Here is a 23,342-nt window from a genome sequence, read left to right as displayed (position 1 = left end):
TACGCTATGAAGTTTATGGATTCCCACTGCCACCTTGATTTTAATGAGTTTGACGCAGAGCGCGAATCACTTATAAAAGCATGTGTGGCAAAGGGCGTTGAGCGCTTTGTTGTGCCGGGGATTAGCTTGGCGCAATCTAAACAATTAATTGAGCTTAAAAGTAAATACCCTCGAATACACATTGCCGCAGGGCTTCATCCTTACTTTTTAGCTGATCATAAAGACGCTCACCTAGCGCAGCTGTTTGATTTTGCAAAAGCAAACATTAACCAGCTGGTGGCAATAGGTGAGTGTGGGCTCGATAGAAATATTGAAAACCTTGCAAAACAAACGAGATTGTTTGATCAGCAAATAACTATTGCTAATGAGCTAAATTTGCCACTTATTGTCCACCATAGGCAAAGTCATGATTTAATTGCGCAATCGTTTAAACGCTGTAAGCCAAAATGTGGTGGCGTAATACATGCGTTTTCGGGGTCACTGCAGCAAGCGCACTATTATATTAAACAGGGCTTTAAATTAGGGGTAGGTGGGGTAATAACTTACGAGCGTGCAGCTAAAACCCGTAATGTCATTGCTCAAATTGAGCCACAACATTTAGTGCTCGAAACCGACTCACCCTCAATGCCACTGAGCGGTCACCAAGGTGAAATTAATACGCCGCTACACATTCCAAATGTGTTCAACGTACTATGTAGTTTAAAACAATGTGGCGATAAAGAGGCGCTTGCTAAAGCGCTTTATGATTCTTGCTCAGAGGTTTTTTGCATATAGCGGTTTACCTGCCAACGCTTGAGTCCACGCCCTAGCTGCCAAGTAAAAATACACGCAATAACGAGCATCAATAAAACTTGCCTACCTAAATCATGAAAATGATTGTGGCTGTCTGAAATTGCAGCCCGCGTTAAATACGTAATAGAAACAAAACCAAGGGGTTTGTCTAAATCGCTTACTACAGGCTCTACAAACGGGGTTTTTAATTTACTTATGCCTGGAGTCGACTCTGGTAATTGACCAAATACATGATGCGATTGCCAATGGTCGCTGCTAGCTATAAGCACACCTTGTTGATCGTAAATAGTAGCAGAGAGCACAAATTCGTCTTTGCTTATATCGTTGCACAGCGCATTTAGTTGAGGCTTATTTTTTGCCTGTAATGGTTCTTTAGCATTGAGCGCCATAAAGCGGGTTAAGCTCTTGGCGGTATCATCGGCGCTATTATAAAGTAGCTGGTGGCTCTCAAAGCTACTATTCACACCTACAAAACTTAGTAATACAAAACAGCCCGCAGCTAACAATAAACGAACGATTCGCTTTCTTTGTGATGCAGATAAAGGGCTTTTTATATGGTTATTTTTCATAGTCACCGTATATGCTGCTGACAGCATTTTGATTTGATGTTACAACTACTGTAACTATAACCTTAAATCCCACCTGATGGCGAATTTAGCGCTAATAATACTTTTTTAAACGCCCATATCAGGAAAAATAAATAATAAACACGGAGATCCCATGTCGCAAACGAACATGGCACAGCCAGCTGCTGAGCAAGCCTTATACCCGTTAACGCTAAACACGTGGTTTAGCTACAATAAGGGAAATTTTATACCCGCTGATACTATCCCAGATAAAAAATTAGGGTTATTTAGTATTGCGTTTGCTGGGGATTTTGAAGTTGTGCATGTTGCATGCATTATTGATTTTTTAGCTAAACATGAGCATAAAGTAACAGCCGTGTGCCAATATCAACCCGATCTTGGTTTAGCGCCAGCACTGTGTTTTTATGCGCAAGATGCACAGCAAACACTTAATCCACTAATACTACAAGAGTTTGCAAACACACTTGATTGCCAATTAGTGCAAGTTAGCACACCCCCTAACTTATACGAGCCAGGCTTATTGGTTATGGATATGGACTCAACGGCAATTACAATTGAGTGTATTGACGAAATTGCTCGCTTAGCCAATGTTTACGACGAAGTAGCTTCAGTTACTGCGCTTGCTATGGCAGGCAAGCTTGATTTTAGCGAAAGTCTTAATCAGCGTGTTGCTAAATTAGCGGGGATTGAACAAAGCTTAATTGAAGATTTAAAAACGAGCTTACCTTTAATGCCGGGCATTAAAGCGTTGTGCCAAATTTTAAAGCAGCATCATTGGTATTTAGCCATAGCATCGGGCGGTTTTGTACCGTTTGCAGAACGTGTTCAGCAGCTTATAAATTTAGATGAAGTACACGCAAATATACTGGAATTTAAAGACGATAAACTAACTGGAAAAGTGTTAGGGGGTATTGTTGATGCGCAGCAAAAAGCGCTTATTCTAGAATCGCTTCAACAAAAACTTCAGCTTAAAAAGGAGCAAACTGTCGCCATTGGCGATGGCGCAAATGACCTAGTCATGATGGCACAAGCAGGGTTAGGGGTTGCCGTACATGGTAAACCAAAAGTAGTTGAACAAGCTCAAGCGGCTATATGCCAAGGCTCATTACTACAATTGCTTTATATGCTGGCAATTCCATTACATAAGCAATAAAACATTTAAATAGGGTTTAGCGTAAGCGGTTTAACCATAATAGCTTGCGCCGACCCATTTGCTCTACTTGCTTTTGATCAAGCGCTAAATGACTAAGGGCTTCCTCAGTAATATCTACAATATCGCCCACCCCAGATACAGCCCAAAGCGCTTCTTCTATATCTTTAGCTTTGTGCATGGCGTATTGGCTTACATACTTTAGCTCGTTAGATAAATAATCGGTATCTGGGCGCCCAGTACGTGATAAATACAAACGCATTACAAATACTAACTGTGACTTTACTGCGCTGCTAATTTGCTCTTTAAAGGCTGTATAGTCTTCACCTAAAATACACTGACTAGTTATCGCTTTATCAATGGTGTCTTCTTTAGGGTTAAAGTTAATTGCTAGAGTAAATGCGAGCGGTGGGTCTTGGCGGCTTCGGTCTTTAATATTTGGGGTGATCACATCAATAATTTGCTGCGATGTTAAAACATGGCTTAAATCTGTTTTATTACTTAATAAGCCAAAGTTTTGCAAAATTACGTGGATAGGGCTGGCATATAAGCCAAAGCCAATGGCACCAGGAGTAAAGTGGCTTGCCTCTTTGTGTAAATAAAGTGGGAATTGGCAAACACTTTTCGTCACCATATTTCTAAGTGCGGTAGATAGCCCCTCTATTTTAGGTGTCTCTTCCGATACTTTTAATTTGTCTTTGTTACTTTCAATTAGCTGAGTAAAAAAGTTAACCCCAGCATGTGGTAAATCAGCCACTCTGTTTGCTTTTAAATTAATAGTGGTAAACGATTTACTAATTGCCATTACTTCGTATTTTAATTCGCTAAGATTATGCTTTTTAGTTATTTTTTGTAAATCAGGGAACGACAATAAAACAATATCGCCTTTTTTAAATTTTGCAGGCGTTGCTAACTCTAGTTGTAGCCCCATCACTGAAAAATCGCGGGTATGAGCGCTATACTGGCTATCGTTTATAGTAAGCTCTGCTGGTGTTTTATATAAATAACGCTTATGCGAGCGTAAATTTACATACTCAAGCGCCACACTGTCTAAGTAGGGTGGCTTGTTATGTTTGGCATGGCCAAAATGCTTAAGCTGATTTACAAGCTCTTTTTGATAAGGCATTTTTTTGTAATTAAGCTGCTCTTCTTTATTACCAATAGCGGTTAAAACAGCAATGTACTTCACATCCTTAATTAACCCAGAAACCCTTGGTGAAGGTGGCTTATTTAATTTTTCTACGTTTTTACCTGCCGAATTGGGCAGCGATAAAGGAATGAACGAATCATCAGGGTGGCTTGGCATTATTTGTAATTTAAAACATTGCCAGCTGTCTTTTTGACTACCAAAGCCTAAAAATAAATTTTTTAGTTTAGGGTTATTATTAAGCTCACTTCGCGTTGCTGAGTAAAAATAAATTTTGCCAGCAGAGACATGAGTAAACGTATATAGGTAATCTTCTTTTACTGCGGTCGCTTGCTTAAGCATTAGGCTAATACGCTTGTTATTTAAGATGCTGTATAAACAAGGTACTTTGCGCTCATCGGTAAAATAGCGTTGAATAAAAATATTATTTTCAGTGGTCAGGCTTAAGCTAGGAACAATTTGCTCCTCTTTTTGACTTAAAAACACATATAAAGAGGTAACACGTGGAATGTAATATTGCTCATAACCTTTAGATACAACCGCATCCAAGGTGTTATCTAAATTAACTTTATAGCGGCGCTTATTGCCATGGATAAAGCTTTCTAAAAAGTCGTCAAATTGTTCATTGTTTTCAATGTAGGTGCGCTTTAAACGAATATGGTTATATTCACGAGAAATACTTTCCACTGCAACCACTTCGTATTGAATACCATTTTTAAGGCCTAGCTCAAAGTCTTGCTCAAGGCCGACTAAACGCATGGCAATAAGTTGCCCTTTTTTAATAACTTGGCGTGTTGAAAGCTTAATTTTACAGCCACTTAAAGAAATGTCTGATGTGCTAGCGGCAATATTTTTATGATCATTGTACTCAACTTTAACTTTAATTGAGTAGTTCATGCGCTCTTCACAGCGACTTTCATACGCGGCAAACTTTACTACTTCAGTAGTTAGAGAATCATTTGGGGCTTGATCTTCATTTTGTTCTTGGGCTTGTTTTTGTAATACGCGGTGGTTGTTTTCGGTGTTCATTACAGCTTCGTAAACAGCTAAGGTGTATCCTCCGTGTTGTTTAAGCGCAGCTTCAAACACTTCTATTGCTGTATCGTCCATAAAGTGTTGTTTACCATTGTGCTCGTATGGGCGCACTTGTCCAGTAACTAACCCTCTAAGGTCTACAAAGCGGGCAACAGGCTGAGATAAGCGCGACATTTCCATTTTCATCAAAAACTGCTCGGGCTTAGTTAACCCAGCGGTTTTAGATTTGAAAATTAGGTCAAACTTCGCGTTACCTAAATAGGTTTTGAGCTCATTAACGAGGTCTTCGTGTTTGAGCAGTATGTCTTCAGCCATTTATAAATCGTCACCGTCTAATTGAAAAGTAGGTATACTGTAAAGTCCATTTATTTGAAAATTCAATAAACGTAACATCGTGCTATGTTATTAATATAGGTACGATTATTCGTATAAGTACAGTTTAACTCTTGTTATTATGTGTTAAATGCCAATTTGTTGGCAAGTTACTTTCAAGTATTTAAAAGCAATAAGTATGCCCTAACTTATAGTAAAAGAGAAAACTGTACGAGCTTGTTTCGATAGTAGAGCCAATAAACAGTATTAGTAAAGTGATACTGCTTGGCAAATCATCCCCAAAGATAAAGTATGCTGCCAAGGGCACGCATTTTAAATTTAAAGAATAGTAGGTAAGGTTATAAATGGCTAAAGCGGCAAAAGTAGAATTTGTTTGTACAGAATGCGGTATGAACTATCAACGTTGGCAGGGTCAGTGTCGCTGCGGTGCGTGGAACACATTGGCTGAATTTAAACCCTCAGCAGGGCAAAGTAAAAAAGCAGCAGCACGTGCAACCGTTGGCGGTTATGCGGGGGGTATTGGTGGTGGGTCTAAAAAAATTGATGACGTTGCAACCACTGAAGCAGAAAAACAACTGACCGAAATTGGTGAGCTTGACCGTGTACTTAGTGGTGGTGTTACTACAGGCTCGGTTAATATTATTTCCGGCGATCCGGGTGCGGGTAAAACAACGCTTTTATCTGACTTAGTAGCCAGAATGTCGCAGCGTATGCCATCGCTTTATTGTACGGCAGAGGAGTCGCTGTCGCAGTTTAAAAACCGTGTAAACAGACTAAAGCTTAACTACAACGCCGATGAACTCTATTTACTGTCCGAAACCAGCGTAGAAACCATTATTGAAGAGCTTGATAAAAACAAAATTAAGTTTGCAGTAATAGACTCTATTCAAGCAGTGGTTACCGATACCGCCAATGGCAGCCCAGGTTCGCCTTCGCAAGTGAAAAGTGCTGCGCAAGCGCTTACACAATACTGTAAGCAAAACGATGTCACCATGTTTATTATTGCCCATGTAAATAAAAATAACGAAATAGCAGGGCCGCAAACATTAGTACATATCGTTGATGCGCTTTTGCATATAGATACTAACGATGGGCAGGTGCGAACGCTTCGGGCAAATAAAAACCGCTTTGGCGACATTGATACCGTAGGTATTTTTAAAATGTGCGAACGGGGGATGTTGAGTGTAGATAACCCAAGCGAGATTTTTTTATCGGGTTCAAGTACCGAATCGCCAGGCTCTACCATTACCTGTATTCGTAAAGGTAACCGTAACTTATTGCTCGAAATACAATGTTTAACTACCGAAACCGAAGCTGAATTCCCACAGCGAGTATGTGTAGGTTTAAACATGAACCGAATAAAAATGCTTACTGGTATTTTACGTAAACACACCAAAACCAAAATATTCCACGATACGTTTTTTAATATTGTGGGCGGCTTACGAATTGATGAAACCGAAACCTGTATTGATTTAGCGTTAGTGACTGCGCTTTTAAGTAGCTTAAACGAATTTGTAGTACCGCGTACAACCTGCATTATGGGTGAACTTAGCTTAAACGGCGACGTACGCCCAATCGACAGTGGTGTACCGCGAGTTAAAGAAGCGGCGCAGCATGGTTTTACCGAAATATTTATTCCATTTCGTAATTACCATAAATCTATGGAAGGCTTAGGCGCTAAAATTACGCCTGTAAAAACAGTGCATGAGCTGCTTAGTTTGATTAATTAACGCTTACAGGGATTGCCATGCAATGTTACTCTTGAGCCAACACAATTTATACAAAGAACAGAATAAGGAAATAACATGAAAAAACTCGTAATAGCCATAGCCATTGTTGCAGCAGGTGTGGGTGGCATTAGCTACGCAAACTATGTAGCAACCCAAGAAGTACGTATTGAAGTAGATAAGCAGCTAGCTTTAGTAAGCGATCAAACTGGTGCAACGTTTAAATATGCGGGTTTATCGGCAAGTGTTATTTCTCAAAGTGTTGAAATCACTAACATGGAAGTAATTGGCCCAGAGGGCGAAAATGTAGCGCATATTCAAAGTATAGAAGTCACTGGTTACGAAACCGATAAAATATCGCCACATACATCGTTTGAAGTTAAAAGTTTTCAGTTTGATAAAGACTTTGTAGCAAAACTGCCAGCTGATACAAACGAAATGCTCGCCTCAGCAAGTTACGACTTAAGCTCATCGCTTGATTACGATGAGCAATCTGGCGACAGCGATGTGGTTTTAAAGCTCGATGCAAAAGATATTGTTAGTTTTAATATGGATGTAGGCCTTGCCAATGCTAAAGCATTAATGGACGCGTCTCTTGCTATAAGCAAAGCGCAGCAAGAAGCAGGTGACACGCCACTTACTTACGAGCAAGAGTTACAACAGCAAACCTTAGTGATGCAAGCTATGAGCAAGCTTGAGCCTCGTAAAATTAATTTAGTACTTAATAACCAAGGCAAATTAAAAGAGCTATTTGTGAGTGAGCTTGAAAAACAAGGTATGACGCTTGAGCAAATGCAAATGACGCTACAGCAACAATTGCAGCAAGCTCCCGTAACTGAAGAAATTGCACAATCGCTTACTGACTTTGCCAAAGGCCTAAACTCTTTAAGCGTATCGGCAAAATTGCCTGAAGGTAAAACCATGATGGAAGTAAACCAGCAAATAATGATGTTAGCTGGCCAGCCAGAAGAGCTAGTTAAATTTATTAACTTAGAAGTTAAAGGCGAATAATAGCGATAAGCTATACATTATCATCTGTCTGTTTAAAGCAAAAAAGCCGTACTTGATTAATCAAGTACGGCTTTTATTTTTTCAGCTGATAGCTATTTTAGTGAAGAATACGCGCTCTAATTGTACCTTCTACTGCGCTTAGCTCTTTAAGCGCAACTTCTGATTGATCGGTATCTACGTCAATAACTACATAACCAATTGATTCATCAGTTTGTAAGTACTGAGCTGCAATATTAATACCGTGCTGGGCAAACGCTTGGTTAATTTGCGTAAGTACGCCAGGGCGGTTGTGGTGCACGTGCAATAAGCGGCTACGGTTAGCAAGCTCTGGCAGCGAAACCTCAGGGAAGTTAACAGCGGTAATAGTTGAGCCATTATCTGAGTATTTAGCTAATTTACCGGCTACTTCAATACCAATGTTTTCTTGCGCTTCTTGGGTTGAACCACCAATGTGCGGCGTTAATATAACGTTGTCGAATTCACGCAGTGGCGATACAAACTCTTCTTCGTTAGATTTTGGTTCAACCGGGAATACATCAATAGCAGCGCCGCTTAGTTTTTTCTCGCTAAGCGCTTCGGCTAGTGCATCAATATCTACCACAGTACCGCGTGAAGCGTTGATTAATATAGAGCCTTGCTTCATTACGGCAAGTTCAGCAGTGCCAATCAGGTTTTTAGTTTGCGGTGTTTCTGGAACGTGTAAGCTAATAATATCAGCACGTTGTAAAAGCTGTGTTAGGTTATGTACTTGTGTTGCGTTACCTAAAGAGAGTTTATCTTCGATATCGTAATACTCTACGTTCATACCTATGTTTTCAGCCATAATACCTAGTTGCGTACCAATGTGGCCGTAACCAATAATACCGAGCGTTTTACCACGCGCTTCAAACGAGCCAGTTGCTGTTTTTAACCAGCCGCCACGGTGCGCTGCTGCATTACGCTCTGGAATACCACGTAATAACAACAGTATTTCGCCAAGTACAAGCTCTGCTACAGAGCGAGTATTTGAAAACGGTGCGTTAAATACCGCAATACCACGCTCACGTGCTGCGCTTAAATCTACTTGGTTTGTACCAATACAAAAACAACCAATGGCTACTAGTTTTTCAGCCGACTCTAATACAGCTTGGTTAATATGAGTACGAGAACGAAGTCCTACAAAGTGCACGTCTTTAATGCGCTCTTTTAGCTCGTCCTCAGGTAAGGATGTTTTTACGTAGTCGATGTTGCTGTAACCATTACGTTTAAGCGTTTCTACTGCGCTTTGGTGAACACCTTCAAGCAAGAGAATTTTAATTTTGTCTTTTGCTAACGATACCTTACTCATAACCTCATCCTATTTAATTTGAGGCCCATTTTTAGTGCCGATAATTACCTTATCAGCGCCGCGCATTGCAAATAGGCCGTTGGTAACTACGCCAACAATTGAATTAATCTGTGTTTCAAGTTGTTTGGCATTACTAATACTTAAATTGTGTACATCTAAAATAACGTTCCCGTTATCTGTTACTACGCCTTGGCGGTAAACAGGGTCGCCACCAAGTTTTAATAATTCACGTGCAACGTAGCTGCGTGCCATTGGTATAACTTCTACCGGAAGCGGGAAGTCGCCCAATGTATCTACTAGTTTTGTGTCATCAACAATACACACAAACTGTTTTGCTACCGCTGCGACAATTTTTTCACGGGTAAGTGCTGCGCCGCCGCCCTTAATCATTTCGTTTTGCGCGTTTATTTCATCTGCGCCATCTACGTATACATCAAGTACATCAATGTTATTTAGCTCAAATACTTCAATACCTAACGCTTCTAGGCGCGCTGTTGAAGCTTCAGAGCTAGATACCGCACCCGTTATGGTGTCTTTTACTGTGCCTAGGGCATCAATAAAGTGGTTAACGGTAGAGCCTGTGCCTACACCAACAATGGTGTTTTCTTTTACAAACTCGAGTGCAGCCCACGCAGCTGCTTTTTTTAATTCGTCTTGCGTCATTGTCATGCTCATATATCAAATGTGTAGTGGGTGTTTATTACCATTGATAAATTTTATCGGGAGTAATAATGGTTTTAAGTGGTACATCCCACGATTCAATTGGCAGAGCATCTACTTTTTGACAGCTATGTGCTAAGCCAATAAGTTGTGGTTTTTGCCAATTGTATGCGTGTAATTGCGCCAGTGTTCTGTCGTAAAATCCACCCCCCATTCCTAATCGGTTACCTTGGTTATCAAATGCTACAAGCGGCATAAGTAGATAATCTAAATTGGGTAATGGGCATATTTGAGAGCAGTTCAGCTTAGGCTCCAAGATACCATAGCGATTTGCTCTCATGGGTGAGTTTTTTTCATAGCGCTGAAACAGTAAAGTAGCGCCATTAAATGGGTGTATAACGGGTAAGTAAAGGGTGTGGCCTTGTTGCCATAATTCATTAATTAACAATGAGGTATCTAATTCTCCATCGTTACTAAAGTAGATGGCTATATGTTTTTTTGAGGCTGTTTTATCGCTATTTAACTGTTGAGTAAAATTCAACTTTAGCTGGGCAGCTGCATTTTTTTGCTGCTTTTTTGATAAATTATTGCGTAATTGGCGAATAGATTGGCGTATGTGTGTACGTTTATTGCTCATTAAAATTACGCGCCCAACGTTAAATAGAAACCAAATTAGGAAAAGCTAAGTAAACAGCAAGCACCAGCAACAACAAAACGGCGGTAGCTATAAGCGAATATAGCAGTGTGTTACTGCGCTTTTTTACCGGCTCATCAAGTTGCTCATCAAGCATTAGGTCGTCATCTTGCCAACCATCGTTATCATCTGCTGGCTTTTTTAGTTCGCTTTCAGGCAGTTTTTGCTCAAGTTCTTCTAGTTTTTCTTCAAGGCGAATTAAGCTGCTAGTAATGTAATCTAGTGCGTCAAAAATTCTTTCATCGCGCTGGTTTTCTGCTGTACTGCTTGCGGTAGTTACTGTGCTAGGCAATGCTTGAATTTTGCTTTTAATTCCTAGGCTAGCAAGTAGCTTAGCTTGCTTGAGTGCTTTGTCTTTGTTGCTAGGTGCAAATAAAGCTTTGCCGTTAAAAAACTGAGTAACTTTATCTTCAGAAGTTTTTAATTTACCTGCTAAATTTACGCAGGCTGTTTTAGGTTCAATGCCTTGGGCAAACCCTACAAACATAACGCGAAAATTATTGGCCATTTACTTATCCCTTAAGCTTTTATTATGCAAAGAGTATATACCTAAAACAGCAAGTAATTCGAGGACTAGCTAAAACTCATTACTAACTTTTGCTTTAGATATAAAAACGGCCCTTAAAAGGGCCGTTTTTTAATTTAATGCGTTGGCTTAAAGGCCAGCAGCTGCGCGTAATGCATCTGCTTTATCTGTGCGTTCCCAAGGGAATTCGTCACGACCAAAGTGACCGTAAGCCGCTGTTGGCTGATAAATTGGGCGCTCTAAATCAAGCATTTGAATTAAGCCATAAGGGCGTAGGTCAAAGTGCTCGCGAATAAGCTCGATTAAACGACCTTCTTCTAGCTTGCTTGTACCAAACGTTTCAACGCTGATTGAAGTTGGCTCTGCAACACCAATTGCGTAAGACACTTGTAGTTCACACTTATCAGCAAGGCCAGCAGCCACTACGTTTTTAGCTACGTAACGTGCAGCGTATGCAGCTGAGCGGTCAACTTTTGATGGATCTTTACCAGAGAAAGCACCGCCACCGTGACGCGCCATACCACCGTATGTATCTACAATGATTTTACGACCTGTTAAACCACAGTCGCCCATAGGTCCGCCAATTACAAAACGACCCGTTGGGTTAATGAAAAACTTAGTTGCGCTTGTAATAAGCTCGGCAGGAAGTACTGGCTTGATGATAGTTTCCATCACCGCTTCTACTAAATCATTTTGCGAAATTTCTTCAGCGTGCTGAGTAGATAGTACAACTGCATCAATACCTACTGGCTTGCCATTTTCGTATGCAAAAGTAACTTGAGATTTTGCATCTGGGCGTAACCAGTTAAGCTCGCCGCTTTTACGTACTTGCGCTTGGCGCTGTACTAAACGGTGTGAGTAAGTAATTGGAGCTGGCATTAATACTTCTGTTTCATTACATGCGTAACCAAACATTAGGCCTTGGTCGCCAGCGCCTTGTTCTTCTGGGCTAGTACGGTCAACACCTTGGTTAATGTCAGGAGACTGCTTACCAATAGTGTTTAAAATTGCACATGAGTCTGCATCGAAACCCATGTCTGAATGTGTGTAGCCAATTTCACGTACTGTTTTACGTGTAATTTCTTCAATATCAACCCATGCGCTAGTCGTGATTTCACCACCAACCATAACCATACCGGTTTTTACGTAAGTTTCGCACGCAACACGGGCATGAGAGTCTTGCTCTAGGATAGCATCAAGTACCGCATCAGAGATTTGATCGGCGATTTTATCCGGATGACCTTCAGAAACAGATTCAGAAGTAAATAAATGTTTTGCCATTGTATTTCTGCTCACAAATATTGCGCTTCACAAACGTCGGTATTAGCGCTAAAAAATTAAGGGGCGTATTTTATCTAAAACGAAACTGCTTGCATAGTGTTTTTACGCCTAGACGTCTAAATAAAATGTGTAATAACTTATTGGTCTTAAAAAATATTCATAATGCCCCATATTTATGGGGTTTTTAATTGCACAGTGCACCCACATTAAGTAAGAATGGTTGCTATAACAGCGCTCAACTTATTTAAGCGCATTAACGAACACATAAGTACCCGCGCAAATACACATAAAGGTAGGAGAATTCATGCCATCTCGCAAAGAACTTGCAAATGCTATTCGCGTCTTGTCAATGGACGCAGTACAAAAGGCCAAATCTGGTCACCCTGGAGCCCCTATGGGCATGGCCGATATCGCAGAAGTATTATGGCGCGATTATCTAAAACATAATCCAACTAATCCAGAGTGGGCTGACCGTGACAGATTTATTCTTTCAAACGGCCACGGTTCAATGCTTATTTATTCTTTACTACACCTAACTGGTTACGATTTACCACTGGACGAAATTAAAAACTTCCGTCAAATGCATTCTAAAACGCCAGGTCACCCAGAATATGGTTACGCACCAGGTATCGAGACCACTACGGGCCCACTAGGTCAAGGGATCACAAATGCCGTAGGTATGGCGATTGCTGAAAAAGCACTTGCTGCACAGTTTAACCGTGAAGGCCACGACATTGTAGATCACAACACCTATGCCTTTTTAGGCGATGGCTGTTTAATGGAAGGTATTTCTCATGAAGCATGTTCACTTGCTGGCACATTAGGCCTAGGCAAGCTTGTTGCATTTTGGGATGACAATGGTATTTCAATCGACGGTGAAGTAGAAGGTTGGTTTAGCGACGATACCCCAGCGCGTTTTAAAGCGTATGGCTGGCACGTAATAAGCGGCGTTGATGGCCACGATAGCGATGCAGTAAGTGCTGCAATTGCAGAGGCTAAAAGCGTTACCGACAAGCCATCACTAATTTGTTGTAAAACAGTAATTGGTTATGGCTCGCCTAACAAATCAGGTAGCCACGACTGTCACGGTGCACCACTAGGTGATGACGAGATTAAAGCGTCTCGCGAATTTTTAGGTTGGACTGGCGAAGCATTCGAAATTCCTGCTGATATTTACGCGCAGTGGGATAGCAAAGAAAAAGGCCAGCAACAAGAATCTAGCTGGGATGAAAAATTTGCAGCATACGCAAACGCATACCCAGAGCTTGCAGCAGAATACAAACGCCGTATTAACAACGAACTGCCGGATGATTGGGCTGCAAAATCTCAAGAGTACATTGAGCAACTACAAGCAAACCCTGCAAACCCTGCATCTCGTAAAGCATCACAAAATGCATTAAACGCATTTGGTCCTATTTTACCAGAGTTCATGGGTGGCTCAGCCGATTTAGCTGGCTCAAACCTAACAATTTGGGATGGCTCTAAAGGTTTAACTGCAGACGATGCAAGCGGTAACTACATTTACTACGGTGTACGTGAATTTGGTATGTCGGCAATTATGAATGGTATTGCCCTTCATAAAGGCTTCATTCCTTACGGTGCAACGTTCTTAATGTTTGTTGAGTACGCAAAAAATGCGGTACGTATGGCTGCATTAATGAAGCAACCAAGTATTTTTGTATATACACACGATTCAATCGGCCTAGGTGAAGATGGTCCAACTCACCAACCGGTAGAGCAAATTGCTAGCATGCGTTTAACGCCTAACTTATACAACTGGCGCCCATGTGACCAAGTTGAGTCGGCAATTGCATGGCAACAAGCTATTGAACGTAAAGACGGCCCTACATCGCTTATCTTTACTCGCCAAGGCCTTGAGCAACAAGCACGTGACGCACAGCAATTAGCTGATGTTAAAAAAGGTGGTTACATCCTTAGCTGTGACGGCAACCCAGAGCTAATTATTATTGCTACAGGTTCTGAAGTGCAGCTTGCACAAGATTCAGCAACAGAGCTTCGCAGCCAAGGTAAAAAGGTACGTGTTGTATCTATGCCGTGTACTGATGTATTTGAAGAGCAAAGCGCACAGTACAAAGAAAGCGTATTACCGGCATCTGTAACACGCCGCGTAGCAGTAGAAGCAGGTATTGCTGATTACTGGTACAAGTACGTAGGCCTAAATGGCGCAGTAGTAGGTATGACGACCTTTGGTGAGTCTGCACCTGCTGGCGAACTGTTTGAGTTCTTTGGCTTTACAGTAGAAAACATTGTAAAGAAAGCAAACGCATTGTTTTAATCGTTAGCTTTAATATTTAAAAGCCCGCCCTGTGTTAAACAGGGCGGGCTTTTTTGTTGGAGCGAACATAAAAGCGTTGCTGTAAACGAAAGCAAGCTTGGTGTTTACTCAGGAAATACAGATTCAGCTTTTGGCTATGCCTGCCCGCATAAAAAGCGCAGCGACTAATACTTAAAAACACTGCTTTAAAACCGCAAGTGAGTAACTTTCAATGTACTTTCCTTGCAAGGTATTTTTCTATCAGGCAAGGTGGTGGCTGATTTTTAAAAATAATATAAACAGGAGTGAGGATGTCTCAGTTTGATAATGTAAGTGTGATAAAAAAAGCTAACGTGTATTTTGAGGGCAAAGTATCAAGCCGTACCGTTGTGCTTAGCGACGGCACTACAAAAACATTAGGCTTTATGCAGCCAGGCGAATTTGTATTTGATACCAGCAAAAAAGAATTAATGGAGCTTTTAGGTGGCCAGTGGGATATTCTATTACCTGGCGAGAGTGAATGGAAAACATTTAACGCGGGTGAATCATTCAACGTAGATGCTAACGTAAGCTTTAAAGTAAAAGTGAGTGATTTTGCCGATTATTGCTGCTCATATACAGACTAAACCTTAAAGGCTAGACGTCTGAAAGCCCATACCCTATGGGCTTTGCATAAACTTTGCACAACCTATGATTTAAATCAGCTTTAGTAACAAATTAATTTCAAAATTATCTGCTTTTTCCTTGTGTTAATCTAAATAGCCCCCAATACTATTTATGAGGTAACAAATAAAAGGATACCCTATGAAAATTAATCTTTCTGGTCACCATGTAGACGTTACTGATTCTATTAGAGAACACATTAACGAGAAGTTTTCAAAAATCGAGAGTCACTTTCCATCACTTATTGCACTCGATATTATTTTGTCTAAAGAACATCATAAAATCCAAGTAGAAATTAGCACAAATTACGAAGGTGCGCGTATATCGGTAAAAGGGGAAAACGAAGTTATGTACCCAGCTATTGCAAGCGCAACTAAAAAACTCGATGCGGCACTAAAACATCGAAAAGGGCAAATAAAAGCAAACTTACACGAAAAGCCTGTTAGCACGACTCCAGAAATAGCACACGAAATCATCCAAGAGATGGAGTTAAAATAAAGTTTAGTCCCAAAGTACTATAAAAAAGAGCCTTATGGCTCTTTTTTATTGCCTTGATTTTAGGTAAGTTATTCTCTCTTTATGTTTTTTAATTATAAAACCTAATCTTTTGAATATATAACGTACACATATTGAGAAATTAATGCAGCAAACACACACATCTTGGAAATCTCGATTGGGCGCCCTAGGCCCTGGTATATTAATGGCAACCGCCGCAATAGGGGGATCTCACTTAGTCGCATCCACTCAAGCAGGCGCATTATTTGGCTGGCAATTGTTTTGGCTTATATTAGCGGTAAACGTATTAAAATACCCATTTTTCCGTTTTGGTATGGAGTACACATTAGTAACCAAAAATAGCCTAGTAGAAGGTTATAAAAATAAAGGCCCTGTTTATTTTTATAGTTTTATAGGGCTTAACATACTTGCTGCCATTGTAAATACCGCCGGTGTATTACTGCTTACAGCAAGCTTACTGCATTACGCGTTGCCAATAGTAATAGAAGTAACGCTACTGTGTTGGATATTGCTCGGTGTGTGTTTAGCCATATTATTGTTAGGGCACTTTAAAGCGCTCGACAGCGTTGCAAAAGCCATAATGGGGCTATTAACGCTTGCTACTGTTATTGCGCTGGTTATTGCATTCAGTAACGGCCCAATGGCGCCTGCTGACTATGTGGGTCCATCGCCATACGAGCTTGCTATGTTGAGCTTTATGGTCGCGTTAATGGGCTGGATGCCAGCACCAATAGAAATATCAGCGCTTAGCTCGCTTTGGCTAAAAGAAAAACAAGCGCAGCAAACAGTCACTAAAAGCCAAGGCCTATTTGATTTTAACGTAGGGTATTGGTTAACAGCGTGCTTAGCATTAGTATTTTTTAGCTTAGGAGTGCTGGTGCAATATGGGCAAAGCAGCAATATAGAACTTGGCGGGGTTGCTTTTGCTAAACAACTTATCGATATGTACGCACTCACAATAGGCGAGTGGGCAAGGCCGCTTGTATCAGCCATTGCTTTTTTATGTATGTTCGGTACCACACTCACTGTACTTGACGGCTACGCGCGCACACTTAACGAATCACACAAATTACTTGGTTTTAAGCAGTCAAAACACAGCTTAAATATTTGGCTTGTACTGCAAGCACTAGCTGGCATGGCCGTTATTTTATTTTTTAAATCAGCCCTTGGCCCCATGCTTACCTTTGCCATGACGCTTGCTTTTGTAACCACCCCTGTTTTTGCATGGCTTAACTTTAGTCTTGTACGCTCAGAACCCGCTATTAAACACAGCGTGTTACTACGCAGCTTAACGTGGCTAGGCCTAGTGTATTTGGTTGGTTTTGCTGCTGCGTTTGTAGTGTGGAAGCTAGCAGCCTAAATTAGCCATTTACTTAAGGGCTTTACTTAAGTGCATTAGTTAAAGCCCTAAAGCATAAAATTTAAATGAGGCATAAATGGATATAAGAACAGGCGAGCTTTCAAACCCACACATCATAAAACTACTACAAGCGCACCATAACGATATGTTAAAGCACTCACCTGTAGAAAGCGTACACGCACTGGATGTAACTAAACTTACTCAGCCCGATATAACCTTTTATAGCTTATGGATTGATAATAATTTGGCGGGTGTTGGCGCATTAAAAGCGCTCAATGCGACTCATGGCGAAATTAAATCAATGCGCACCTCAAGCAACTATTTACGCCAAGGCATAGCCGCTAAGTTACTTACGCACATTATTGGGGAAGCAGCACAGCGAGGTTATAACAAGTTAAGTTTAGAGACCGGCACTGCAAAAGCATTTTTACCCGCACAAAAACTTTATTCTCAATTTGGTTTTAAAGAGTGCGAACCGTTTGGTGATTATGAGCTAGATCCGTACAGCTTGTTTATGGGTAAAGTGCTTTAAAAGTGAGTAAGGGATATTATGGCTTATAAAGTTGAATTTGAAGCCCCAGCACTGGATGGGTTTGCTAATTTACGTACACAAGTAAAGTGGCAAAATCCTGACGATGAAGTATTAAAAGTAAGCATCGAGAACTCACTTTTTTGGGTCACTGTATACGACACTGATAAGTTGGTAGGCACTGGGAGAGTGATTGGTGATGGCGCAATGTATTTTTATATTCAAGATATAATTGTTGCGCCTAGTTATCAAAAACAAGGTATTGGTCGTTTAGTAATGACCCACATTGAAAACTACTTCACCAACACTTGCTCTAATGGCGCTACAGTAGGTTTATTAAGTGCTCACGGTAAAGAAAGCTTTTATACACATTATGGTTATGTAAAACGTGATGGCGATAGTTTAGGGTTTGGAATGTGTAAGTTTATTTAATAAACGTCTACAAAAAAATAAAATGTTTTTAATATAATAATTTAACTGGATCAGAATAATATGGAAGTTAATAAATTTGGTTTGAGTAGAGTAATTCCAGCAGAAATAAAGCGGGATATTCGTCAGCAATGTGGGTTCGGTTGTGTTATTTGTGGATTAGGAATAATTCAATACGAACATGTAGACCCTGAGTTTAAAGATGCAAAAAAACATGACCCGGCTAATATGACCCTCCTATGTCCACAATGCCATTCAAAGGTAACTACAAAAATGTGGTCAAAGTCACGTGTAAAGTTAGCAATGCGGATGCCAAAGTGTTTACAACAAGGTTATTCTAATGAGTTTTTTGATTTCCCAGAGCGTAATCCTTCTTTAATTTTTGGTGGTGTAAAGTTAAGCAACTGTAAAATCCCTATTCAAGTTGCAAATTACGCATTATTTCAATTAAAAAAACCTGAGTACTTAGGCCAACCATTTTTGCTATCTGGTCTATTTACAGACTCTAATGGAGAAGTCTCACTAGAAATTAAAGATAATGAGTGGAAAGCTAATTCTTCTCTCTGGGATGTAGAAGTTAAAGGCCCTTGTATAACTATTAGAGAAAGGCATCGAAAAATACATCTTGTACTAACTATCACAGAGCAGTGTGATATTTTGGTTTCGCGTCTGGATATGGTTTTTGCAGGCTTCTATTTTGAAGCTAATGGTGATTATTTAAAAGTAACCTTTCCTGATGGAGGTTCTTCAGAGCTGTCTGGATGTGTTGCAGATAATTGTAATGTTGGTATTTCTTTTTGATGTAAATAACTCAAGCTACTATTACTTTTTAAATTGATGATTCAAACTGCTCTAATACAAATATAGCTGAGTCAAACTTTAACTCAGCTCTTTTATCGCTCTACTTATCCTATCCAAGCTCAGCGCATACATGTGGCTTTTCATTAGCTCTTTTATAAAGCCAATTGATTGATAGTACTGCCAATGCTCAGGGAGTTATGAGCTAAGCCAATCTAGCCTAAGTGCTATTCATTTGAATAAACAATAATTTCATTAGAATTTGGTAATTTATAAAATCCAACATTTTTTGATTGCTTACCCATGAAGTCAATAGCATATTTCATCTCTTCAATTGCTCTTACGGTAGAAAATTTATCTTTAAAACATGCTGAAAACTCGTATGTGAAAGATGTTGATTGATCATAACCTCCCAGCTCTAAAAGGTTATATTTAGTAAAAGGATCTGGTCCTAAGATTTGATGAGAGGTAATAAAAAGCACCCTAGAGTCTTGTGACTTCCAATCATTCAAGCATTTAGCTTCAACATTGCTTGCTAATAAATAAATGCTTTCATTTTTTTTAGAGTCACTTATAAAGATAGTAATAAAAACTAAATTTATAATAAGTGATGCAAACAAAACTAATTTTAATATATTTCTATTATTCACTTTAACTCAGCTCTTTTATCGCGCTACTTATTCCATCTAAACTCAGCGGGTACATTCTGTTACTCATCAGCTGCTTTATAAAATCAATTGATTGATAGTACGGCCAGTGTTCAACCGGTTGTGGGTTGAGCCAAGCGACTTTATCAAAGTGATTGGTGATTCGTGATAACCATGCGCTGCCGGGCTCTTCGTTGTAATGCTCTACCGAGCCGCCTGGGTAGGCAATTTCGTATGGGCCCATAGTGGCATCGCCAACAAATATTACTTTATAGTCGCTGGTAAATTTATTAATCAGCGTCATGGTGTCGATTACGTTTGAATGGCGGCGCGCGTTATCTTGCCAAACGTGTTCGTATAAACAGTTATGAAAGTAGTAAAACTCTAGGTGTTTAAACTCGCCGTGGGCGGCGCTAAATAATTCTTCGCAGGTATGAATGTAGTCATCCATTGAGCCGCCAATATCAAACAGCATCAATACTTTTACGGCATTGTGGCGCTCGGGTGCCATTTTTACATCTAGCATGCCGCCTTGTTTGGCAGTTGCACGAATGGTCTCATTTAAATCTAGGGTGTCGCTTGCGCCTGTGCGGGCAAATTTACGCAGCTTTTTAAGGGCAAGTTTAATAGTACGCGAACCAATTTCTCTGTCGGTATCGAGGTTACGGTATTCGCGTTTATCCCACACTTTAACCGCTTGACGATTACGGTTACCGTCTTGCCCTATACGCACGCCTTCTGGGTTATAGCCGTATGCACCAAAAGGAGATGTACCACCTGTGCCCACCCATTTATTGCCACCAGCGTGGCGTTTTTGTTGCTCTTCTAAACGCTCTTTTAGGGTTTTCATAAGCTCGTCGAGCCCGCCCATGGCTTTTAGCTGGGCTTTTTCTTCATCGCTTAGGTGTTTTTCAAACTCTTTGCGCAGCCAATCTTCAGGTAGGTTGTGCTGTTGCTTTAAACTCTCGAGCAGGTCTAAGTCGGCAATGCCGCTAAAATAGTCGCTAAAGGCTTTATCAAACCTATCAAAATGGGTTTCGTCTTTTACCATTATGGTGCGTGCTAAATGGTAAAAGGCGTCTACATCGGCAAATATAACGCCTTTTTTTAAGGCGCTAATTAAATCGAGTAGTTCGCGCAGGCTCACCGGTAGGCGGTATTTACGCAGCGTGAAAAAAAACTGTACTAGCATATAAGGGCCTGTTTATCTTTCGAGGTTAAATTTACAGCAGTGTGTTTGGTATTTAGGCAAGGCAGAACCTATGTAGTGTGGTTATTCCCCATAAATAGGCGATAACACAGCATAAATACCAAACACGCGCTGCCCGAAGGTTCGTCCTAGGGACGATTAACTCTTTGTTGCTCGGCTTTTACTTAGCCCACTAGGTTACAAACCTCGCGCCACGATTAAATCGTCCCTAGTTAGAACAAATTTTAATCCTGAAAGGTCAACAGGCCCTAGCGACGACTCATAAAGGCGAGCTTTTCGATTAGGCTTATGTCTTGCTCGTTTTTAAGTAAGGCGCCAAACATTGGCATTAATCCGCCTTTTTGCGCTTTGTCGTGCAGCGTTTTTGCGTCTATGTCTTCTGCCATTAAAAGCTTTAACCAATCGAGTAATTCGCTGGTGGAGGGCTTCTTTTTAAGGCCATTGGCTTCACGTAAGTTAAAAAATACCTCTAGCGCTTGGCGTACTAAATCTTGCTTAACATTGGGGTAGTGTACATCAATAATCTGCTGCATTTCGTCACTGCTAGGAAAATCAATATAATGAAAAAAGCAGCGGCGTAAAAAGGCATCTGGCAATTCTTTTTCATTGTTTGAAGTGATGATCACAATAGGGCGCTCTTTGGCTACAATGCGCTCGTTGGTTTCGTAAACATGAAACTCCATTTTATCAAGCTCAAGCAGTAAATCGTTTGGAAACTCGATGTCGGCTTTATCTATTTCATCAATTAAAAGTACTGGGCGTTTACCGTTAAGCTCGGCATAGTTAAATGCTTGCCACAATTTACCTTTAACAATGTAGTTGCCAATGTTGTGTACGCGTTCGTCACCTAATTGGCTGTCGCGCAGGCGCGATACGGCATCGTATTCGTACAAGCCTTGCTGCGCTTTGGTAGTCGATTTTATATGCCATTGAATAAGCTCGGTATCTAAACTTTTTGCAAGCTCCTCAGCCAGCATGGTTTTACCCGTGCCTGGTTCACCTTTAATTAATAATGGTTTTTCGAGCATAATGGCGGCATTTACAGCCTGTTTTAGTGAGCTGCTTGCGATGTAATTGTCGGTAGAATTAAATTGCACGGGTTACCCTTATCTGGTCTGAGCAGTGTTGAATGTGTTTATAATGCCATAGTTAATCTGCAGGTCCAAGGTATGCAAACCTAGGTATGGTTTGGCCTTCTTTTTCTACGGTTTCTGTAAACATACTTAGTGGGCGAGCCCACATGCCGTACTCGCCGTAAAGTGCTTGATAAATTACTAGTTGCTCATCGGTTTCACTGTGGGTGGCCACATAAAATACTTTGTATTGCGGCCCTTTGTAGTGTTGGTAAATGCCTGGTTTGAGGGAAAGTGGTTTTATTGCTGTAGTCATGTTTTGATCTCTTGTATAATTACGTTTGCTTTTTATTATGCCAAAGAATACACCAACACTATGAATTATATTTCTCTCGATGATCACAAAAAAGCCTGGGTTTTTCGTCATAAAGATATACCAGTATCTGATGAAGACGCTGCGCGCATAAAACCTATGACCAGCGAACGTGCTGCAGTACTTTGGAGTACTATGGTAAGCCGTGAGTTTGATCACCCCGACTTTTTTGATAAAACCGATTGGTGTGGCAAAGAAGAAAGCTTTAGCGATGAAGTAAACTGGGAAGACGCTTGGGAAAACGGCGATGAAAGCCTACCACACGCTATTTTAGAACATTTAGATTGGCAGGCTAACACCACGGTTTATTTTTGTATGGCGCGCGATAACGTTATCGAAACCACCTTTGATGTATTTAAACGCAATTGGCAAAACTTTATGTTTTTAGCCGATGGCAGTTTATTAATTGGTAAAAAGCGCAATACCGTGGTGCAGTTTTTAGAAACGGGCATTGCTAAGTTAGGTGAAAAGCCAAGCGCTTAAATTGTAGTGTGTGCTTAAAAAATAATCGTCGGTGTGCTATAAAACAGCTACCTATTTGTTTTTTGAGTACAACTATTGGTCGCGAAAAATCAGCCACTTGCAGCTCAGCAGCAAGAAATATGGCAAAGTGATGCGCAAAAGGTGCTGTATGCACAATTGTGTAATGCGTTTTATCAGCGTGAGGTGCAGCGCCTAGTTGCTGAGCCTAATGCTGATAAACTTCGTCGCCAATTAAAAAGTTTACCGTATTACATAGAGCGCGCGGCCACATTGGTTGCTAATGGTAGCTCGCCTTTTACGCTTGATTCGCAAAATGGCTCGTGGCTTGAAAAACAAAGGCCAACGCCACCAGAAGTTAACGCTCAAGCAAATGAACTTTTTTATCAAACATATGCCAAAGTGGGGCTAATAGTACCTGTATTATTAAATAGCCACGACCACGTTAGACTAAGAATAGACAGCATAGATCAAGTAAGCGACAATAAACTGCATTGTAATGAATTAGGCTGGTTTAACTTTTTAGGGCAAGGCTTAGAGCAACAAACTGCACAATTAGTTAAGCCCAGTAAAATGAGTTTAACGGCTGCCTGTTGTGGGCATCAGTGGCAGTTTTCAAAACGTAGTACGCCTCGAGTACTTTCGCTTAGAGAAATGCTATTAGCGGGTAATATAAATTGGCGTAACATAAAGCGGCCACGTGCCTAACGTTATACTTA

General features: G+C 40.6%; 24 protein-coding genes. 13 read left to right on the top strand and 11 right to left on the bottom strand.

From position 1 onward, the window contains the following. Positions 1-6 precede the first annotated feature (6 nt). On the top strand, positions 7-774 hold the full coding sequence (locus PESP_RS13325) for a TatD family hydrolase (RefSeq protein ID WP_089348454.1): 768 nt from the start codon (positions 7-9) through the stop codon (positions 772-774). Here the strand turns inward: PESP_RS13325 and PESP_RS13320 are convergent. Then, on the bottom strand, positions 741-1,361 hold the full coding sequence (locus PESP_RS13320; protein WP_089349174.1) for an AhpA/YtjB family protein: 621 nt from the start codon (positions 1,359-1,361) through the stop codon (positions 741-743). The genes PESP_RS13325 and PESP_RS13320 overlap by 34 nt on opposite strands. 151 nt (positions 1,362-1,512) lie before the next feature. Between PESP_RS13320 and serB the strand changes: the two genes are divergently transcribed. Beyond that, the gene (serB, locus tag PESP_RS13315) at positions 1,513-2,532 is read left to right on the top strand and encodes a phosphoserine phosphatase SerB (RefSeq protein WP_089348453.1); all 1,020 of its coding nucleotides are present in this window, start codon (positions 1,513-1,515) and stop codon (positions 2,530-2,532) included. A gap of 16 nt (positions 2,533-2,548) precedes the next feature. Here the strand turns inward: serB and PESP_RS13310 are convergent, their stop codons facing one another. Then, a complete protein-coding gene (locus PESP_RS13310) occupies positions 2,549-5,026 on the bottom strand; it encodes a PilZ domain-containing protein (protein WP_089348452.1) in 2,478 nt (825 codons plus the stop codon). A 362-nt stretch (positions 5,027-5,388) separates the two neighbouring features. Between PESP_RS13310 and radA the strand changes: the two genes are divergently transcribed. Both radA and PESP_RS13300 read left to right on the top strand, forming a co-directional pair. Further along, on the top strand, positions 5,389-6,774 hold the full coding sequence (gene radA, locus PESP_RS13305; protein ID WP_004586161.1) for a DNA repair protein RadA: 1,386 nt from the start codon (positions 5,389-5,391) through the stop codon (positions 6,772-6,774). 75 nt (positions 6,775-6,849) lie between these two features. Next, complete coding sequence (locus PESP_RS13300) at positions 6,850-7,782, top strand: hypothetical protein (protein ID WP_089348451.1); 933 nt, start codon at positions 6,850-6,852, stop codon at positions 7,780-7,782. 97 nt (positions 7,783-7,879) lie between these two features. Here PESP_RS13300 and serA read toward each other — a convergent pair whose 3' ends face one another. From serA to metK, 5 genes are all read right to left on the bottom strand, one after another. Then, a complete protein-coding gene (gene serA / locus PESP_RS13295; RefSeq protein WP_058547196.1) occupies positions 7,880-9,109 on the bottom strand; it encodes a phosphoglycerate dehydrogenase in 1,230 nt (409 codons plus the stop codon). Positions 9,110-9,118: 9 nt separating this feature from the next. Next, entirely contained in the window at positions 9,119-9,772 is a 654-nt protein-coding gene (gene rpiA, locus PESP_RS13290) for a ribose-5-phosphate isomerase RpiA (protein ID WP_089348450.1), read from the bottom strand. Positions 9,773-9,809: 37 nt separating this feature from the next. Further along, the gene (locus tag PESP_RS13285) at positions 9,810-10,406 is read right to left on the bottom strand and encodes a 5-formyltetrahydrofolate cyclo-ligase (RefSeq protein WP_089348449.1); all 597 of its coding nucleotides are present in this window, start codon (positions 10,404-10,406) and stop codon (positions 9,810-9,812) included. Between the two features lie 19 nt (positions 10,407-10,425). After that, positions 10,426-10,971: a hypothetical protein gene (locus tag PESP_RS13280; RefSeq protein WP_089348448.1), complete on the bottom strand. Its 546-nt coding sequence runs from the start codon at positions 10,969-10,971 to the stop codon at positions 10,426-10,428. A 147-nt stretch (positions 10,972-11,118) separates the two neighbouring features. Then, a complete protein-coding gene (gene metK / locus PESP_RS13275; protein WP_004586168.1) occupies positions 11,119-12,270 on the bottom strand; it encodes a methionine adenosyltransferase in 1,152 nt (383 codons plus the stop codon). 304 nt (positions 12,271-12,574) lie between these two features. Here metK and tkt point away from each other — a divergent pair, with 304 nt between their 5' ends. The 7 genes from tkt to PESP_RS13240 all read left to right on the top strand — a co-directional run bounded on the left by tkt (position 12,575) and on the right by PESP_RS13240 (position 18,843). Beyond that, the gene (gene tkt / locus PESP_RS13270) at positions 12,575-14,566 is read left to right on the top strand and encodes a transketolase (protein WP_089348447.1); all 1,992 of its coding nucleotides are present in this window, start codon (positions 12,575-12,577) and stop codon (positions 14,564-14,566) included. Positions 14,567-14,856: 290 nt separating this feature from the next. Next, positions 14,857-15,171, top strand: a complete 315-nt coding sequence (ppnP, locus tag PESP_RS13265; RefSeq protein ID WP_089348446.1) for a pyrimidine/purine nucleoside phosphorylase — start codon at positions 14,857-14,859, stop codon at positions 15,169-15,171. Between the two features lie 178 nt (positions 15,172-15,349). Further along, positions 15,350-15,706: a ribosome hibernation-promoting factor, HPF/YfiA family gene (hpf, locus tag PESP_RS13260; RefSeq protein ID WP_089348445.1), complete on the top strand. Its 357-nt coding sequence runs from the start codon at positions 15,350-15,352 to the stop codon at positions 15,704-15,706. Positions 15,707-15,848: 142 nt separating this feature from the next. Continuing rightward, complete coding sequence (locus PESP_RS13255) at positions 15,849-17,084, top strand: NRAMP family divalent metal transporter (protein ID WP_089348444.1); 1,236 nt, start codon at positions 15,849-15,851, stop codon at positions 17,082-17,084. A 76-nt stretch (positions 17,085-17,160) separates the two neighbouring features. Next, complete coding sequence (locus PESP_RS13250; protein ID WP_089348443.1) at positions 17,161-17,616, top strand: GNAT family N-acetyltransferase; 456 nt, start codon at positions 17,161-17,163, stop codon at positions 17,614-17,616. Positions 17,617-17,634: 18 nt separating this feature from the next. After that, entirely contained in the window at positions 17,635-18,045 is a 411-nt protein-coding gene (locus tag PESP_RS13245) for a GNAT family N-acetyltransferase (protein WP_089348442.1), read from the top strand. A gap of 60 nt (positions 18,046-18,105) precedes the next feature. Further along, positions 18,106-18,843 carry an HNH endonuclease signature motif containing protein gene (locus PESP_RS13240; protein WP_089348441.1) on the top strand — a complete coding sequence of 246 codons (738 nt, stop codon included), beginning with the start codon at positions 18,106-18,108 and terminating at the stop codon, positions 18,841-18,843. 224 nt (positions 18,844-19,067) lie between these two features. On the opposite strand, the gene PESP_RS13235 is transcribed toward PESP_RS13240, so the two are convergent. From PESP_RS13235 to PESP_RS13220, 4 genes are all read right to left on the bottom strand, one after another. After that, positions 19,068-19,490: a hypothetical protein gene (locus PESP_RS13235; protein WP_089348440.1), complete on the bottom strand. Its 423-nt coding sequence runs from the start codon at positions 19,488-19,490 to the stop codon at positions 19,068-19,070. 1 nt (position 19,491) lies between these two features. Next, on the bottom strand, positions 19,492-20,679 hold the full coding sequence (locus PESP_RS13230) for a vWA domain-containing protein (protein ID WP_089348439.1): 1,188 nt from the start codon (positions 20,677-20,679) through the stop codon (positions 19,492-19,494). Between the two features lie 266 nt (positions 20,680-20,945). Further along, positions 20,946-21,794 carry an AAA family ATPase gene (locus PESP_RS13225; protein WP_058550874.1) on the bottom strand — a complete coding sequence of 283 codons (849 nt, stop codon included), beginning with the start codon at positions 21,792-21,794 and terminating at the stop codon, positions 20,946-20,948. A gap of 52 nt (positions 21,795-21,846) precedes the next feature. Then, complete coding sequence (locus PESP_RS13220; protein WP_089348438.1) at positions 21,847-22,086, bottom strand: DUF1653 domain-containing protein; 240 nt, start codon at positions 22,084-22,086, stop codon at positions 21,847-21,849. A 60-nt stretch (positions 22,087-22,146) separates the two neighbouring features. On the opposite strand from PESP_RS13220, the gene PESP_RS13215 reads away from it, so the two are divergent. Both PESP_RS13215 and PESP_RS13210 read left to right on the top strand, forming a co-directional pair. Next, positions 22,147-22,626, top strand: a complete 480-nt coding sequence (locus PESP_RS13215) for a DUF2947 domain-containing protein (RefSeq protein WP_089348437.1) — start codon at positions 22,147-22,149, stop codon at positions 22,624-22,626. A gap of 75 nt (positions 22,627-22,701) precedes the next feature. Further along, a complete protein-coding gene (locus PESP_RS13210) occupies positions 22,702-23,331 on the top strand; it encodes a hypothetical protein (RefSeq protein WP_089348436.1) in 630 nt (209 codons plus the stop codon). Positions 23,332-23,342: the final 11 nt, after the last annotated feature.

This window comes from Pseudoalteromonas espejiana DSM 9414 (assembly GCF_002221525.1).
Lineage (GTDB): Bacteria > Pseudomonadota > Gammaproteobacteria > Enterobacterales > Alteromonadaceae > Pseudoalteromonas > Pseudoalteromonas espejiana.
Note: the sequence above shows the minus strand (reverse complement) of the source record. Positions and strands in the feature narration are given on the sequence as shown.

Excerpts from the sequence above, each read along its gene's own strand:
- serB (WP_089348453.1), top strand. The coding sequence starts at position 1,513 with ATGTCGCAAACGAACATGGCACAGCCAGCTGCTGAGCAAGCCTTATAC.
- metK (WP_004586168.1), bottom strand. The coding sequence starts at position 12,270 with ATGGCAAAACATTTATTTACTTCTGAATCTGTTTCTGAAGGTCATCCG.
- PESP_RS13300 (WP_089348451.1), top strand. The coding sequence starts at position 6,850 with ATGAAAAAACTCGTAATAGCCATAGCCATTGTTGCAGCAGGTGTGGGT.
- PESP_RS13310 (WP_089348452.1), bottom strand. The coding sequence starts at position 5,026 with ATGGCTGAAGACATACTGCTCAAACACGAAGACCTCGTTAATGAGCTC.
- serA (WP_058547196.1), bottom strand. The coding sequence starts at position 9,109 with ATGAGTAAGGTATCGTTAGCAAAAGACAAAATTAAAATTCTCTTGCTT.
- PESP_RS13285 (WP_089348449.1), bottom strand. The coding sequence starts at position 10,406 with ATGAGCAATAAACGTACACACATACGCCAATCTATTCGCCAATTACGC.
- PESP_RS13230 (WP_089348439.1), bottom strand. The coding sequence starts at position 20,679 with ATGCTAGTACAGTTTTTTTTCACGCTGCGTAAATACCGCCTACCGGTG.
- PESP_RS13325 (WP_089348454.1), top strand. The coding sequence starts at position 7 with ATGAAGTTTATGGATTCCCACTGCCACCTTGATTTTAATGAGTTTGAC.
- PESP_RS13255 (WP_089348444.1), top strand. The coding sequence starts at position 15,849 with ATGCAGCAAACACACACATCTTGGAAATCTCGATTGGGCGCCCTAGGC.
- PESP_RS13240 (WP_089348441.1), top strand. The coding sequence starts at position 18,106 with ATGGAAGTTAATAAATTTGGTTTGAGTAGAGTAATTCCAGCAGAAATA.
- PESP_RS13245 (WP_089348442.1), top strand. The coding sequence starts at position 17,635 with ATGGCTTATAAAGTTGAATTTGAAGCCCCAGCACTGGATGGGTTTGCT.
- PESP_RS13215 (WP_089348437.1), top strand. The coding sequence starts at position 22,147 with ATGAATTATATTTCTCTCGATGATCACAAAAAAGCCTGGGTTTTTCGT.
- radA (WP_004586161.1), top strand. The coding sequence starts at position 5,389 with ATGGCTAAAGCGGCAAAAGTAGAATTTGTTTGTACAGAATGCGGTATG.
- tkt (WP_089348447.1), top strand. The coding sequence starts at position 12,575 with ATGCCATCTCGCAAAGAACTTGCAAATGCTATTCGCGTCTTGTCAATG.
- PESP_RS13320 (WP_089349174.1), bottom strand. The coding sequence starts at position 1,361 with ATGAAAAATAACCATATAAAAAGCCCTTTATCTGCATCACAAAGAAAG.
- rpiA (WP_089348450.1), bottom strand. The coding sequence starts at position 9,772 with ATGACGCAAGACGAATTAAAAAAAGCAGCTGCGTGGGCTGCACTCGAG.
- PESP_RS13250 (WP_089348443.1), top strand. The coding sequence starts at position 17,161 with ATGGATATAAGAACAGGCGAGCTTTCAAACCCACACATCATAAAACTA.
- hpf (WP_089348445.1), top strand. The coding sequence starts at position 15,350 with ATGAAAATTAATCTTTCTGGTCACCATGTAGACGTTACTGATTCTATT.
- ppnP (WP_089348446.1), top strand. The coding sequence starts at position 14,857 with ATGTCTCAGTTTGATAATGTAAGTGTGATAAAAAAAGCTAACGTGTAT.
- PESP_RS13220 (WP_089348438.1), bottom strand. The coding sequence starts at position 22,086 with ATGACTACAGCAATAAAACCACTTTCCCTCAAACCAGGCATTTACCAA.
- PESP_RS13280 (WP_089348448.1), bottom strand. The coding sequence starts at position 10,971 with ATGGCCAATAATTTTCGCGTTATGTTTGTAGGGTTTGCCCAAGGCATT.